This window comes from Monashia sp. NPDC004114, assembly GCF_053603855.1.
In genome coordinates this window covers 62,546-77,427 of sequence record NZ_JBSGGK010000009.1, presented here as the reverse complement: position 1 = coordinate 77,427, position 14,882 = coordinate 62,546, and the positions used below count along the sequence as shown (strand labels likewise).

10 protein-coding genes and 1 other RNA gene are annotated in these 14,882 nt (G+C 70.6%); 8 read left to right on the top strand and 3 right to left on the bottom strand.

Translation table 11 applies throughout. The features are described from left to right. The first annotated feature begins 91 nt into the window (after nucleotides 1-91). The 4 genes from ACWEOW_RS13270 to ligD all read left to right on the top strand — a co-directional run bounded on the left by ACWEOW_RS13270 (nucleotide 92) and on the right by ligD (nucleotide 5,949). Nucleotides 92-1,576, top strand: coding sequence for a peptidoglycan DD-metalloendopeptidase family protein (locus tag ACWEOW_RS13270; RefSeq protein ID WP_452269676.1), 1,485 nt, complete (start codon nucleotides 92-94; stop codon nucleotides 1,574-1,576). A gap of 96 nt (nucleotides 1,577-1,672) precedes the next feature. Then, on the top strand, nucleotides 1,673-2,146 hold the full coding sequence (gene smpB, locus ACWEOW_RS13265; RefSeq protein ID WP_452269675.1) for an SsrA-binding protein SmpB: 474 nt from the start codon (nucleotides 1,673-1,675) through the stop codon (nucleotides 2,144-2,146). Between the two features lie 124 nt (nucleotides 2,147-2,270). After that, nucleotides 2,271-4,268 (top strand): DUF2207 domain-containing protein, encoded by a 1,998-nt coding sequence (locus ACWEOW_RS13260; protein ID WP_452269674.1) that lies wholly within the window; start codon nucleotides 2,271-2,273, stop codon nucleotides 4,266-4,268. Between the two features lie 67 nt (nucleotides 4,269-4,335). Further along, nucleotides 4,336-5,949 carry a non-homologous end-joining DNA ligase LigD gene (gene ligD / locus ACWEOW_RS13255; protein WP_452269673.1) on the top strand — a complete coding sequence of 538 codons (1,614 nt, stop codon included), beginning with the start codon at nucleotides 4,336-4,338 and terminating at the stop codon, nucleotides 5,947-5,949. Nucleotides 5,950-6,001: 52 nt separating this feature from the next. On the opposite strand, the gene ACWEOW_RS13250 is transcribed toward ligD, so the two are convergent. After that, nucleotides 6,002-9,376 (bottom strand): pyruvate carboxylase, encoded by a 3,375-nt coding sequence (locus ACWEOW_RS13250; protein WP_452269672.1) that lies wholly within the window; start codon nucleotides 9,374-9,376, stop codon nucleotides 6,002-6,004. Between the two features lie 194 nt (nucleotides 9,377-9,570). Between ACWEOW_RS13250 and ssrA the strand changes: the two genes are divergently transcribed. Further along, nucleotides 9,571-9,938, top strand: a transfer-messenger RNA (tmRNA) gene (gene ssrA / locus ACWEOW_RS13245). A gap of 98 nt (nucleotides 9,939-10,036) precedes the next feature. On the opposite strand, the gene trxA is transcribed toward ssrA, so the two are convergent. After that, nucleotides 10,037-10,423 carry a thioredoxin gene (trxA, locus tag ACWEOW_RS13240; RefSeq protein WP_452269671.1) on the bottom strand — a complete coding sequence of 129 codons (387 nt, stop codon included), beginning with the start codon at nucleotides 10,421-10,423 and terminating at the stop codon, nucleotides 10,037-10,039. 72 nt (nucleotides 10,424-10,495) lie between these two features. Then, entirely contained in the window at nucleotides 10,496-11,116 is a 621-nt protein-coding gene (locus tag ACWEOW_RS13235; RefSeq protein ID WP_452269670.1) for an SIMPL domain-containing protein, read from the bottom strand. Nucleotides 11,117-11,195: 79 nt separating this feature from the next. Between ACWEOW_RS13235 and ACWEOW_RS13230 the strand changes: the two genes are divergently transcribed. The 3 genes from ACWEOW_RS13230 to ACWEOW_RS13220 all read left to right on the top strand — a co-directional run bounded on the left by ACWEOW_RS13230 (nucleotide 11,196) and on the right by ACWEOW_RS13220 (nucleotide 14,768). After that, complete coding sequence (locus tag ACWEOW_RS13230) at nucleotides 11,196-11,573, top strand: VanZ family protein (protein ID WP_452269669.1); 378 nt, start codon at nucleotides 11,196-11,198, stop codon at nucleotides 11,571-11,573. A 287-nt stretch (nucleotides 11,574-11,860) separates the two neighbouring features. After that, a complete protein-coding gene (locus ACWEOW_RS13225; protein ID WP_452269668.1) occupies nucleotides 11,861-14,179 on the top strand; it encodes a DEAD/DEAH box helicase in 2,319 nt (772 codons plus the stop codon). A gap of 28 nt (nucleotides 14,180-14,207) precedes the next feature. Next, on the top strand, nucleotides 14,208-14,768 hold the full coding sequence (locus ACWEOW_RS13220) for a YqgE/AlgH family protein (protein WP_452269667.1): 561 nt from the start codon (nucleotides 14,208-14,210) through the stop codon (nucleotides 14,766-14,768). The last annotated feature ends 114 nt before the right edge of the window (nucleotides 14,769-14,882 follow it).

The window sequence follows — 14,882 nt, the reverse complement described above, 5'->3', positions numbered from 1 at the left end:
CAGATCGGGGTGATTTGCCCGGAACTCTCCCCAACTCACGTGACCTGTGGTACCAATGGAACATATGTGGCTCCTGAGGCGTAGAGAGAGGTTGTCTTTCGCGACCAAGCTGACGGCCGCGAGCCTCGTCATGCTGTGCACCATCTCGGCCGGAGCTGCGCTCAGCGCACGCGCCGACAACGTGTCTGACCAGAAGAAGCAGGCCGACCGCCGGATCGCCGCCCTGGGCCAGCAGCTCGAAGGCACCAACGCCGCCCTCGCTCGCGCCTACGTCAAGCTCGAGCGCACCAACGCAGCCCTCCCCGTCGCGCAGCAGCGCGTCTCGGCCGCGCAGGCCGCGCAGGCCCAAGCGGAGGCCGCTCAGGCCCAGGCCGAGGCCACCGAGGCCCGTGCCATCGATGCCGAGGCCCGGGCACGCGCACACAACGACGACGTCGCCCAGAAGCTCGCGGTCGCCCAGGCCAACGAGCAGCGCGCCTCCGAGAGACTGGCCAAGAGCTCATCCGACCTGGTCAGCAGCCAAGACGCCCTCGACTCGTATGCCGCTGAAGTCTTCCAGGGCTCAGGGCAGGAGTCCCAGCTCGGGCTGGTGTTCGGCTCGACCTCGCCCGAGGACTTCGCCAACCGGCTCGTCATGGCCGACACCGCCAGCGCGGTCGCGAGCGACACCATCGACAAGCTCGCGGCCATGACCGCCGACAACGTCTCGACCCGCGCCTACCTCACGTCCGTGCGTGCCGAGATCGCCGAGCTGAAGCGCCAGGCCGAGGTGGCCCTGCGCAACGCCGAAGCCGCGTCCGCCGCAGCCACCCAGGCCAAGAACCAGTCGATCGTCGCGAAGAACAACGCGGTGACCGCGGCCGGCAACGCGGTCGCCGCCCAGACGTCGCTCCAGCAGCTCAAGGCGCAGCAGGTGACGCAAGCCGCCGACCTCGCCCAGCAGCGCAAGAACGTGGCCGAGGATCTCGCCGCCGCGCAGGCCGAGTCCGCCCGGCTGCAGGCGATCCTCGTCGAGCGCGCCCGCCAGGCCAAGATCCGTGAGCAGCAGCGCCTGGCCAAGCTGCGCGCCGAGCGGGCCGCCAAGATCCGCGCCGAGCAGGCCAAGGCGGCCGCGGCCCGCAGGAAGGGCCAGGTCTACGTCCCGAGGATCCCGCCGTCGGTGCCCGGCGACTCGACCCCTTCGAACTACCTGAGCCGCCCGGCCAACGGGCCGACCACCTCCGGCTTCGGCATGCGCTGGCACCCGATCCTGCACAAGTGGATGCTCCACGACGGTCTCGACTGGGGCATCCCCTGCGGGACGCCGGTGTATGCCGCCGCGCCGGGAGACATCATCCGCGCCGGCTGGCGCGCGAGCGGGTGGGGCAACCAGGTCGTCATCGACCACGGCATCCACCGGGGAGTCGACCTCGTCACGACCTACAACCACCTGTCGAGCATCGTCAAGTGGGGCGGGCACGTGAACCGCGGCCAGCTCATCGGCTACTCAGGCACGACCGGGTACTCCACCGGCTGTCACCTGCACTTCGGCGTCTACGAGGACGGCACCCCGGTCAACCCGCTGAAGTGGCTCTGACCCGGCGCGACCAGCGAAACTGGCTCTGAGCGGCATGCACCTTCGGGGTACGGTTGGCCTCGCTGTCACGCCGCACGAGTCAGGAAGGACGGTCCGGTGCCCAAGGAGAAGGGGCGGTCGCTCATCGCGAGCAACCGCAAGGCTCGCCACGACTACCTCATCGAGGACACGTTCGAGGCCGGCATCGTGCTCTCCGGCACCGAGGTCAAGGCGCTCCGGATGGGCCGTGCCTCGCTCGTCGACGGGTTCGCGATGTTCACCGGCGACGAGCTGTATCTCGAGAACGTCCACATCCCCGAGTACCTCAACGGGACGTGGAACAACCACGCCCCGAGACGCAAGCGCAAGCTGCTGCTGCACCGGTCCGAGCTGGACAAGATCGCGCACAAGACGCGCGAGAGCGGGCGCACCATCGTGCCGCTGTCCCTCTACTTCAAGGACGGCCGGGCCAAGGTCGAGATCGCGCTCGCGACGGGCAAGAAGGAGTACGACAAGCGGCACGCCCTGCGCGAGCGGCAGGACCGGCGCGAGGCCGACCGCGCGATGAGCGCCGCCAACCGCCGCCGCTGAGCCACGAACCGAGCCCGACTGCGGAACCGGCAGACTGTCTGGCGCGTCCGGTGTCAGGATGCACTGTGCAGCGCTTCGACCGCCTCGGGCCGGACGCCACATCCCTCGACGTGAAGGGGTACCGATGACCGGATCGACCGCATTGCGGACGCAGCGCCAGCGCCAGCGCGGGCTACGCGGGGTTCTCGCCGTGCTCGGCGTGCTCGGCCTGGCGGTCGCCGCGATGGTGCTGCTCGTCCTGCCGGCGGGTGCGGCGCACGCGGCGGAGTCGACCGGCGAGGCGATGCAGAAGTACGACGCCCTCTTCGAGCTGAAGCCGGACGGCAGCGTCGCGGTCACGGAGCAGATCACATGGCGCTTCCCGCAGGGGGCCCAGCGGCACGGCATCGTGCGCAACATCGTCGTCCGGATGGGCTACAACAACGAGGAAGGCAAGTACCGCTACTTCGACATGACCGATGTCGACGCGTCGAGCCCCAGCGGCGCGCCGGCCGACTTCGCGGTCAGCGACATCGGCGCGGCCAAGCAGATCCGGATCGGCAACCCCGACGAGCTGACGAGCGGCACCCAGATCTACGTCGTCAAGTACACCCTGCACAACGTCCTCAACCCGATCACGGCCGACGGCAAGCCGGCGACCGGCCAGGCGACGGCGCAGACGGTCGAGCTGTTCTACAACGTCTTCGGCACGAACGAGCTGACGCCGCGCGAGAACGTCCGCGTCACGGTCACCGCGCCGGCGGCCTCGACGGCCGTCCGCTGCTTCCAGGGCCCGAGTGGTTCGACTGATCCCTGCTCGGCCGCCTCGGGCAGCCCCGCGCTGTTCTCGGCGAGCAACCTGGCATCGGGCGATGCCATGACGGTGGTGGCGTCCTACCCGGCCTCGGCCTTCGGCAACGTGCACCCGGACGTCCGTGAGGGCGACGCGAGCTCTTCGATCGGTTCTGACGCTGCACCGGCCGCGAACGCTGCCGCCTGGGTCGGTGGCATCGGTGCACCGGTGCTGGCCCTGGCCGTGATGGGCACGCTGGTGTGGACGCGCGGACGTGACGAGCGCTACGCCGACCTCACTCCGGGCCTGTCTCCGGCATATGGCACCGGAGCCGTCGGCGACGGCACGCCCGCGGCGGCGACGGTCCGCGGTGGCCGGCCGACCGTGGCCGTGCAGTTCCAGCCCCCGGCTGGGGTCCAGCCGGGTCTGGTTGGCGTCATCATCGACGAGACCGCCAACCCCATCGACGTCTCCGCGACCGTCATCGACCTGGCGGTCCGCGGGTTCCTGCGGATCGAGGAGAACGACTCGAGCGGCATGTTCAGCCGGACCGACTGGACCCTCACGCGGCTGGCCCCACCCGCGAACGAGGGGCTGCTGCCCTATGAGCGGCGCCTGCTCGACGGGATCTTCAGCAGCCGCGGCGACGTCGTGCAGCTGTCCGAGCTGAAGAACACCTTCGCGAGCACGCTGAAGTCGATCCAGTCGCTGATGTACAAGGAGGTCGTCACCCGCCACTGGTTCCGCAGCTCGCCGCAGGCGCAGCGCGGCGTGTGGCAGGGCCTCGGCATCATCCTTGCCGTCATCGGTGGCGTCATCCTCTTCTGGGGCCGTGCGGCTCTCGATGCGATCCTCGGCGCGCAGTTCACCGGCGGCATCGCGCTCGGAGTCGGTCTCGTGGTCGCGGGCGGCATCGTGTGGTTCCTCGGCGGCAAGATGGCGGCCAAGACGGCCGAGGGCTCGGCCGTGCTCGCTCAGTCGCTCGGCTTCAAGGAGTACCTCACCACGGCCGAGGCGGGGCAGATCGAGTTCGAAGAGGCGAGCAACATCTTCAGCCGCTACCTGCCGTATGCCGTGGTGTTCGGTGTCGCGGACCGGTGGGCTCGCACGTTCGCCCAGGTCGCCGCGGCGGCCGAGGCGGCCGGGCAGCCGCTGCTCATGCCCACCTGGTACGTGTGGAGCGGCGCCACGTTCCCCGACTTCACGAGCATCGCCAGCGGCGTCGACTCGTTCTCGACGACCTCGACCGGCACGTTCACGTCGACGCCCGGCTCATCGGGCGGGTCCGGGTTCTCCGGCGGCGGCTTCTCCGGTGGTGGAGGCGGCGGCTCGTCATCCGGCTCGTGGTGACCGGGGCCCGCCACTGATGGTCTCGGGGTGTGTTGCCACCGGGCACGGCTTGGGGTAATGGTCAGGCATGCCCAGGAGCGGCGACCCGCCGCACGACCCGCTCGAGCTCTACCGGCGCAAGCGCAACTTCACCCGCACTCCCGAGCCGGCGGGCGTTGTCGCACCGTCGGCGGAGGGCGCGCGGCGCTTCGTCGTGCAACGGCATCGCGCCCGCCGGCTCCACTACGACCTGAGGTTCGAGATCGACGGGGTGCTGGTCAGCTGGGCGGTGCCCAAGGGCCCGACGCTCGACGCCGATGTGCGCAGGCTCGCGGTTCACGTCGAGGACCACCCGATCGAGTACGAGATGTTCGAAGGCGTCATCCCGGCGGGCGAGTATGGCGGCGGAGATGTCATCGTCTGGGACCGGGGGACCTGGCAGCCCTACGGCACAGATGATCCCGCGGCCGCGGTGCGCGACGGCAGCTTCCACGCCGACCTCGACGGGGAGCGTCTCAGGGGCCGCTTCGTCCTGGTGCGCAGCGACGGTGACGGGGACCGGAGCGGCAAGGACCAGTGGCTCCTGCTCCACAAGCACGACCGGTTCGCCGTCAGCGGGTGGGATGCCGAGGACCACGCGACCTCGGTGCTGAGCGGACGCACCAACGAGCAGGTCCGTGCCGCGCCCGACCGGCTCTGGCGCTCGGATCTTCCTGCCGCGCAGGCCGAGATCGTCATCGGTGAGACGGTCGACGGGCCGAGCGAGGACGAGCTCGAGGCCCTGGGCCGGCTCGAGCGGGAGGGCACCTGGACCGTCTTCGGGCGTCGGCTGCGGGTGACGAACCTCGACAAGGAGCTCTTCCCCGGCCGCGACGGTGAGCCTCCGGTGACCAAACGCGAGCTGCTGGCGTACACCGCGCGAGTCGCGCCCGTCGTCGTGCCGTACCTGCGTGGCCGCGCGCTCAACCTCCACCGCTATCCCGACGGTGCTGCGTCGAAGGGCTTCTGGCACAAGGCACTTCCGGATCGCGCTCCGTCGTGGCTCCCGCGATGGGAGAACCCCGACGCCGACCCGGGCGAGACTCGGACATACCTCGTTGTCGACGAGCCGGCCGCGCTCGTGTGGGCCGCGGGCTTCGGCGGCCTGGAGTGGCACCCATGGACGTCCATGACGGCTGCGCCGGCCTCGCCGACCTACGCCCTGTTCGACATCGACCCCGGGGAGCAGACGTCGTGGGAGGACGTCCTCGCGCTCGCCCGGCTCCACCGGGCTGCTTTCGAGCATCTCCGGGTCCGCGCCTATCCGAAGGTGACGGGCCGGCGCGGCATACAGGTGTGGGTGCCGATCGCGAGGGGACCGACCTTCGAGGAGACTCGGGAGTGGGTCGAGGGCGTGTCGCGAACGGTCGGCGCGGTCGCGCCGGAGGTCGTGAGCTGGGAGTGGCAGACCAGCAAGCGCCGGGGGAGAGCTCGGCTCGACTACACCCAGAACGCGGTGAACAAGACCCTGGTCGCACCGTACAGCCCGAGACCGGCACCGGGCGCGCCCGTGTCGGCCCCGATCGACTGGGACGAGCTCGACGACCCCGACCTGCGGCCGGACGGCTTCACGATCCGCACCATCCTGGACCGCCTGGAGCGCGAGGGCGACCTCTTCCGGGGAGCACTGCTCCACGACCAGACCCTGCCGCATCTGCACTGACCACGACCGGCGCTGAACTCGGTATCCGGACGCGGTGTTCGGTCATGGTGGGTCAGGTGATGACGACCAGAAGGTCGCCACCCTCGACCTGTTGGTGCGTGCCGATGGCGACGCGCGACACGGTGCCACCCGTGGGTGTCGTGATGTTCGCCTCCATCTTCATCGCCTCGATGGTGGCCACGACCGCCCCGGCCTCGACGGCATCGCCCTCGGCGACAGCCAGGGACACGACCCCGGCGAACGGCGCTGCGACGTGGCCCTTGGCTCCGGCGTCAGCCTTCTCCGCCGACTTCACGTCGGCCTCGACCGAACGATCACGCACCTGGATCGGTCGGAACTGGCCGTTGAGGGTGCACATGACCGTGCGCATGCCCTTGGAGTCGGCGTCGCTGATCGACTGGATGCCGAGCAGCAGCCGCTTGCCCTGCTCGATCTCGACCTCGTACTCCTCGTCCGGCTCCAGGCCGTGCAGGAACTCGACCGTGCCGAGCACAGACAGGTCGCCATAGGACTCTCGCGAGTTCTCGAACTCGCGGGTGGGGCCGGGGAAGAGCAGCTGGTTCAGCGCCCGGCGCGGGTCGTCGACGAGTGCCTTCTCCTGGTCGGCCGTCAGCTCGGTGAGCCGCGGCCGGGTCTGCCTGCCGGCGAGCGCCTTGGTGCGGTACGGCTCGGGCCAGCCCCCGGGCGGGTCGCCGAGCTCGCCATTGAGGAAGCCGATGACCGAGTCGGGGATGTCGTACTTCTGCGGGTCCTGCTCGAAGTCGTCCGGGTCCGCGCCTGCTCCGACCAGGGCGAGCGCGAGGTCGCCGACGACCTTGGAGCTCGGCGTCACCTTGACGACGTTGCCGAGGATGCGGTTCGCAGCGGCATACATGTCCTCGATGGCTTCGAACCGGTCGCCGAGGCCGAGCGCGATGGCCTGCTGGCGCAGGTTGGACAGCTGGCCGCCGGGGATCTCGTGGAAGTACACCCGTCCGGTGGGGGAGTCGAGGCCGGACTCGAACGGCTTGTAGAGGTGGCGGACCGCCTCCCAGTACGGCTCGAGCGCGAAGACGTTCTCGATGTCGAGGCCGGTCGGGCGGTCGGTCCCGTCGGTGGCCGCGACGAGCGCGGACAGCGAGGGCTGCGAGGTGGTGCCTGCCATCGTCGCGGTCGCGGCGTCGACCGCGTCGACCCCGGCGTTGATCGCCGCCAGCAGCGTGCCGATCTGGCCGCCTGCGGTGTCGTGGGTGTGCAGGTGGACCGGCAGGTCGAAGCGCTCGCGCAGGGCCGTCACGAGGCGGGTCGCGGCCGGGGCGCGCAACAGTCCGGCCATGTCCTTGATCGCGAGGACGTGGGCGCCCGTAGCGACGATCTGCTCGGCCAGACGCAGGTAGTAGTCGAGGGTGTAGAGCGTCTCGTCGGGGCTCAGCAGGTTGCCGGTGTAGCACAGCGCCACCTCGGCCACGGCGGTGTTCGTCTCGAGGACCGCCTCGACCGCCGGACGCATCTGGGCGACATCGTTGAGGGAGTCGAAGATCCGGAAGATGTCGAGGCCGGTCGCCGCGGCCTCGCGCACGAACGCGTCGGTGACCTGGGTCGGGTACGGCGTATAGCCGACCGTGTTGCGACCTCGCAGCAGCATCTGCAGGGGGATGTTCGGCATCGCCTCCCGGAGCGCGGCGAGCCGCTCCCACGGGTCCTCGGCGAGGAACCGCAGCGCGACGTCGTAGGTCGCGCCGCCCCAGGCCTCCATCGACAGCAGCTGCGGTGTCAGGTAGGACACGTGCTTGGCGACGTGGAGGAGGTCGCGGGTGCGCATGCGGGTCGCAAGCAGCGACTGGTGGGCGTCCCGGAAGGTCGTGTCGGTGACCGCGACGTCCTTGGCCGCCCGCAGCTGGGCAGCGAACTCGGCCGGTCCGAGCCGGCGCAGGCGGTCCCTGGCGCCCTCGGGCACCGGCGTGCCGGGCAGGGCCGGGAGCTTCGCGCGCGGCCGGATCCGCGTCGTCACGGGACCGTTCGGCTGGTTCACGGTGACGTCGGCGAGGTAGGTGAGCAGCTTGGTCGCGCGGTCGGCCGGGACGCGCGCGCCGAGCAGCTCGGGCCGCTGGTCGATGAACGACGTCGTGGCCAGCCCGGCCTGGAAGGTCGGGTCGTCGAGCACGGCCTGCAGGAACGGGATGTTCGTCGAGACGCCCCGGACGCGGAACTCGGCCAGGGCTCGCTGCGCCCGCCGGACCGCGATCGGGAACGTCATGCCGCGGCACGTCAGCTTGACGAGCATCGAGTCGAAGTGGGCGCTGATCTCGGCGCCGACGAACACCGTGCCACCGTCGAGGCGGACGCCGCTGCCGCCGGCGGAGCGGTAGGTCGTGATCGTGCCGGCGTCCGGGCGGAAGCCGTTGGCGGGGTCCTCCGTCGTGATCCGGCACTGCATCGCGAAGCCCTTGGTGCGGATGTCCGCCTGCCGCAGTCCCAGCGACTCGAACGTCTCGCCCGACGCGATCTGCATCTGGGTGACCACGAGGTCGATGTCGGTGACCTCCTCGGTCACCGTGTGCTCGACCTGGATGCGAGGGTTCATCTCGATGAAGACGTAGCGGCCGTCCTCTCCGAGGAGGAACTCGACCGTGCCTGCGTTGACGTAGCCGATGGACCGGGCGAAGGTCACCGCATCGGCACACATCTGCTCGCGCAGGGCCGGGTCCAGGTTGGGCGCGGGAGCGATCTCGATGACCTTCTGGTGCCGCCGCTGGAGAGAGCAGTCGCGCTCGTAGAGGTGCACGGTCTCGCCGGTGCCGTCGGCCAGCACCTGCACCTCGATGTGCCGCGGGTTGACCACGGCCTCCTCGAGGTAGAGGGTCGGGTCGCCGAACGCCGACTCGGCCTCGCGGCTGGCGACCTCGAGGGCCTCACGCAGCCCGTCGCGGGTCTCGACGCGGCGCATCCCGCGACCGCCGCCGCCGGACACGGCCTTGACGAAGACCGGGAACCCGATCCCGTCGGCCGCCGACTCCAGGGCGTTCAGGTCGGTGCTCGGGGCGGACCCGCGCAGGGTCGGCAGGCCGGCCTCGCGGGCGGCGGCGATCGCGCGAGCCTTGTTGCCGGTGAGGTGCAGCACCGATGCCGGCGGTCCGATGAAGGTGATGCCGGCGGCGTCGCACGCCTCGGCCAGGAGCGGGTTCTCGGAGAGGAAGCCGTAGCCCGGGTAGATCGCGTCGGCGCCGGCCTCGACGGCCTTGGCCACGATCGCCTCGTAGTCCAGGTAGGCGCGCACGGGATGGCCGGCATCGCCGATCTGGTAGGCCTCGTCCGCCTTCATCCGGTGCTCCGACTTGCGGTCCTCGTACGGGAAGACGGCGACGGTGCGTGCCCCGAGCTCGGTCGCGGCCCGGAAGGCACGAACGGCGATCTCGCCTCGGTTGGCGACCAGGACCTTGCGGAACATCAGACCTCCAGGGGTGTGGGGGCGTGCGCTGGCAGCCTAGTGGCGCGGGCCGCTCGTCCGCGGGGAGCGACCCATTCTGAGACGGCACCCTGCGGGAATGGCTTGGACCGCCCACACGTTCCTCAGGCATACTGTGGTTCGCAGCAGCAGCAGAACCAGTTGACAAGTGAACAGCGCGATGTGGACACCCTCATGGGGGTGATCGGTTTCGACGGTGGTCGACGCATCAGGGGAAGCGGGTCGAGGATGCAGGGTTATCTCGTAAACGCTCCTTGCAAACCAATAGGTGCCAACGTTAAGCGCACCGACCTCGCCCTCGCCGCCTGAGCGAGCCCCGAGGTCTGTCAGCCTGAGGTAGTTTCCGACTCAGTGCCTGGCATCAGCTAGGAAACTTGCTGCGCAGTCATGTTTGGGGGGCTGCGTGGGACTCCAACTCAACTGGGCCTGTCAGGGAACGTGTGCGCGCGAGCCCTGGGGCCGAGAAAAGCCATAGCGCACTGCACCCGGAGAAGTCCTGGTGTCTTGCCATCGGACGCGGGTTCAATTCCCGCCACCTCCACCACCTGTGCCCACATCGCGCTGTCCCAGCTGTACGACAAGAGGGCGCCTTCCCCATCGGGAGGCGCCCTCTTCTCGTGTCTGTGCGTTGCGCAGCGTCGGTCAGGCCTCCGCGGCCGAGCCGGAACCCTGCGTCGCGAGCTGCTCCTTGATCGGAGCCATGTCAAGCGCCTTCACCTGGTCGATGACGTCCTGGAGTGCCGACTGCGGCAGCGCCCCGGGCTGGGCGAAGACGAGCACGCCCTCCTTGAAGGCCATGAGGGTCGGGATCGAGGTGATGTTCGCCGCGGACGCGAGCGCCTGCTCGGCCTCGGTGTCGACCTTGCCGAACACGATTCCCTCGTTGTCGTTGCTCGTCGAGGCGGCGTCGTAGACGGGCGCGAACTGGCGACACGGGCCGCACCAGGACGCCCAGAAGTCGACCAGGACGATGTCGTTGTCAAGGACGGTCTTCTCGAACGTCTCAGCGGTCAGTTCAGTCGTAGCCATGTATCTCCCAACGGTTGGGCCGGTTGCGCTATTCCGTGACCTTGCTCACCACGGTACGGGCGGGGTATGCCGTCAGGCGAGCGCCCAGGTCACCGTGACCGACGCGACGAGGTCGAGGTCGCCCCCCTCCACGGGCATGCCCCCCGCGTCCATCGCCATCGCCATCGTCTTCATCCGCCTGCCGGCCAGCGGCATCGCCCCGGACTCGGCCACCCCGAGAACTGCGCCGAGCTCGCTACCCGACAGGGCGGCATACTGCTCGGCCTTGGCTCTCGCGTCGGCGAAGGCCGCGTCACGTGCCTGGCCCAGCCCCTCGCTGCGGTCGGCGACGTCGAGCCGGACCTGGTCCACGAGCAGCGCGTTGCCGATCTCTGCCGCGGCGGCCTCGAGGATCTCGCCGACGGCCTCGAGGCGGCGCACGGTGACCGCGATCCGCTGCTGAGCGGTGAAGCCGACGGCCACGCCGGTGTTGTCCCAGCGCTGGTTGACCCCGGCGTCGAGGGTGCGGATGTCGGCGTCGGCGACGCCCTTGTCCCGCACGACCCGGCCCACGGCCGCGATGCCCTTGGCCGCTCCGGACAGCGCGGCAGCGACGTCGTTGGCGTCATGGCCCACGCGCAGGTCGAGCCGCACGACGTCGGGCGAGACCGACGCCTTTCCGGTGCCGGTGACGGTTACGGTTCGCTTGCCCATGAGTGGTCCCCTCGCTCCTGGCGCGCGGTCGCGGGGAATGCCGGACCGTCCCAAGGAAACCTACCTACACTGCGAGCCCATGACGAGTGCCACCAGCGCCAGGTCGGCCACGGCCGCCCCGACCGGCCGTCTCGCCCGCGGCCTCGCTGTCGCCGCTGTGGTAGCCCAGCTCCTCGTCCTCTACTGGCCGGTCGTCACCGTCGAGGGACCCGTCAGCTGGACCGACAAGGTCGTCCATGCGCTCGTGTTCGCGATCCCGACGTATGCCGTCGGGCGGGCTTTCGGGTCCGTGCGGCTCGCGGTGGTGGTCTTCGCGATCCACGCCCCGGTCAGCGAGCTCATCCAGCATTTCCTGCTGCCCGGCCGCACCGGCGACGTGTGGGACGCCGTGCTCGACCTGGTCGGGGTGGCCCTCGGGGCCGCCGCGCTGATGGTCAGGGCACCGCGCCGGCGCTGATAGAATCGGTGAATCCGACTCCGAGGTCCCCTCGGATCACGACGGACGAGACGGCGCCGGTTGATGCCCGGTGGGCGTGGCGTCCGACGAGGTGACACCCCAACCGGAAGATCGCGCCACCGGCGCGGCCCGGCACCGACGCGGAGCGGATCCGATCACCGGACGGCACAGATGCCGGGCACCGGTACACACGGGCGCAGTCACTGCGCCTGAGGCTCGTCTGCATGGTCGTGGTGTGACTCACGGCTCGAGACGAAGTCTGCTCGAGTCGAAAGAGTTGAACACGCATGTCCAAGAAGTCTGACTCCAGCGCGCCCAAGAAGGCCCGCTGGACCCCCGCCGAGAAGAAGGCTCGCGCCGCCGCGGCGGCCAAGAAGCCGCATCGCGGCCAGAAGCCCGGCACCGCCGGCAAGAGCTCGCGTCCCACGTCGGCTGCCACGGCACACGTCGGCGGCCGTGAGTGGCGCGGCCCGCGCGACGAGCACCGCTCGTCCGACCGCGGCGACCAGCGCCGCGACGACCGCAGCTTTGACCGTGGCTATGGCCGCCGAGACGACCGCCGAGATGACCGGCGTGACGACCGGCGTGACGACCGGCGTGACGACCGCGGCCACGACCGCGGTTTCGAGCGTCGCGACGACCGTCGCTCGTTCGACCGTCGGGACGACCGTCGCTCGTTCGACCGTCGGGACGACCGTCGCTCGTTCGACCGTCGTGACGACGGCGGCTACCAGCGCCGCGACGACCGCGGTTTCGAGCGTCGGGACGACCGCCGTTCGTTCGACGGTCGTGACGAGCGCGGCTACCAGCGCCGCGACGACCGTCGTTCGTACGACCGCCGTGATGACCGTGGCTTCGAGCGTCGCGACGACCGTCGCTCGTTCGACCGCCGTGACGACCGCGGTTTCCAGCGCCGTGACGACCAGCGAGACGAGCGCGGCTACCAGCGCCGTGACGACCGCGGGTTCCAGCGTCGCGACGACCGCCGCTCGTTCGACCGGCGCGACGACCGTGGCTACCAGCGGCGCGATGACCGCGGCTCGTCCGATCGCCGCGACGACCGTGGCTTCGGTCGGCCGCGCATCGACCGCGACGCTGACCGGTTCGCTCCGGCGTCGTTCGAGGACGCCGAGGCCGAGCGCATCGAGGCCGACACCTGGACCAAGGCGACCCGGACCCCGGTGACCGAGGGCCCTGTCGAGGTGGGGGCCGACAACGGCTTCGCTGCCCTGGGCCTGCCCGAGCTGGTCGTCGAGCGCCTCGCGCGCGACGGCATCACCTCGCCGTTCCCGATCCAGGCCGCGACCATCCCGGATGCGCTTGCCGGCAAGGATGTCCTCGGCCGTGGCCAGACCGGCTCGGGCAAGACGCTCGCCTTCGGTCTGCCCCTCATCGCCCGCCTCCTCGAGGACGGCCACCAGCGCGAGGCGCGCCGCCCGCGCGCGCTCGTCCTCGTGCCCACGCGTGAGCTCGCGATGCAGGTCTCCGACGCGCTGGAGCCCCTCGTCCACGTCGTCGGCCTGCGCCACAAGCTCGTCGCAGGGGGCCTGAGCTACACGACCCAGATCAACGCGCTCAACAAGGGCGTCGACATCCTCATCGCCACCCCCGGTCGTCTCAACGACCTCCTCGAGCGTGGCGCCGTCGAGATGGGCTCAGTCCGGATCACGGTGCTCGACGAGGCGGACCACATGGCCGAGATGGGCTTCATGGCCGAGATCACAACGATCCTCGACCGCATCCCGGCCGAGGGCGGGCAGCGCCTGCTCTTCTCCGCCACGCTCGACAACGGCATCGACAACCTCGTCGAGCGCTACCTGTCCGACCCCGTGGTCCACTCGACCGACGACGCGACGGCCTCGGTCGAGACGATGGAGCACCACGTGCTGCTCATCGACCCGATGCACAAGAAGGTCATCACGGCCGAGGTCGCAAACCGACCCGGCCGGACGGTGGTCTTCTGCCGCACCAAGCTCGGCGCCGACCGGGTCGCCGGCCAGCTGCGTGAGCAGGGCGTCATGGCTGCGGCGCTGCACGGCGGCCTCAACCAGGGCGCCCGCAACCGCGTGCTCGGCGCCTTCCGCGACGGGACCCTTCCCGTGCTCGTGGCGACCGATGTCGCCGCCCGTGGCATCCATGTCGACGACGTGTCGGTCGTCCTGCAGGTCGACCCTCCGGCAGACCACAAGGACTACCTCCACCGCTCGGGTCGCACCGCCCGCGCCGGTGACAAGGGCACCGTCGTCACGCTTGCCCTGCCGCACCAGCGGCGCACGATGGAGCGGCAGCTGCGCGACGCGGGGCTCGACATCGCGCCGGTGAAGGCTGCTCCGGGCGACGACATCATCGCGGCCACCGGGGCCACCGCCCCGTCCGGCGTGCCGATCGCCGAGGAGGACTTCCAGCGCCTGCTGGCCGGACCGAAGCAGCACCGTCGGGGCCCGGCCGGAGCCCGGGGGCCGCGGCAGGGCTCGCGCGGCGGTTTCCGCCCGCACCACGGGGCCGGACACGACGAGCGCCGTGGGCGCCGTCACGACCGAGGCGGCGACCGGCTGGTCTCGCGCTGGGGCGACGACGAGCGCGGTCGCCGCGGGGCGCGCTTCTGATGGGTTGCCGGTGTGGAAGGCTTGGGCCGTGAGCTCGACGTTCCACACCGGCCGCCTCCTCGTGGCGACCCCGTCCGTCGGGGGCGACGTCTTCCACCGCTCGGTGATCCTCATGCTCCATCACGACGACGGCGGCGCCCAGGGCGTCGTGCTCAACAAACCGCTGTCGGCAGAGGTCGACTCGGTGCTGCCCGGCTGGCAGCGCGTCGTGACGGCACCGCACGTGCTGTTCCAGGGCGGGCCGGTGTCGACCTCCTCGGCGCTGGGCATCGTCACCGTGCCGGGCGACGAGCCCGAGCCGCTCGGGGTGAAGCGCCTGTTCGGCTCGATCGGGCTCGTCGACCTCGACGTCCCGACGCCGGTCGTCGCCGCCGAGCTCGCCGGGATGCGCATCTTCGCCGGCTACTCCGGCTGGGAGTCGGGACAGCTCGAGAACGAGATCCGGCGGGGCGACTGGTATGTCGTCGACGCCGAGGTGCGTGACGCGTTCACCGCCGACCCGCAGCACCTGTGGCGCGAGGTCCTGCGCCGCCAGCGCGACAGCCTCGCCTTCGTGGCGAACTTCCCCGACGACCCGTCGATGAACTGATGCCTCCCGCGGCACACCCGGACACTGCAGACTCCGGACCAGAACCATCGGGAGCTGACCCTCAGGCGCAGAGCGCCGGCTCCATCCGGGTGCGGCGCCGCGCGGCGGCGCGGC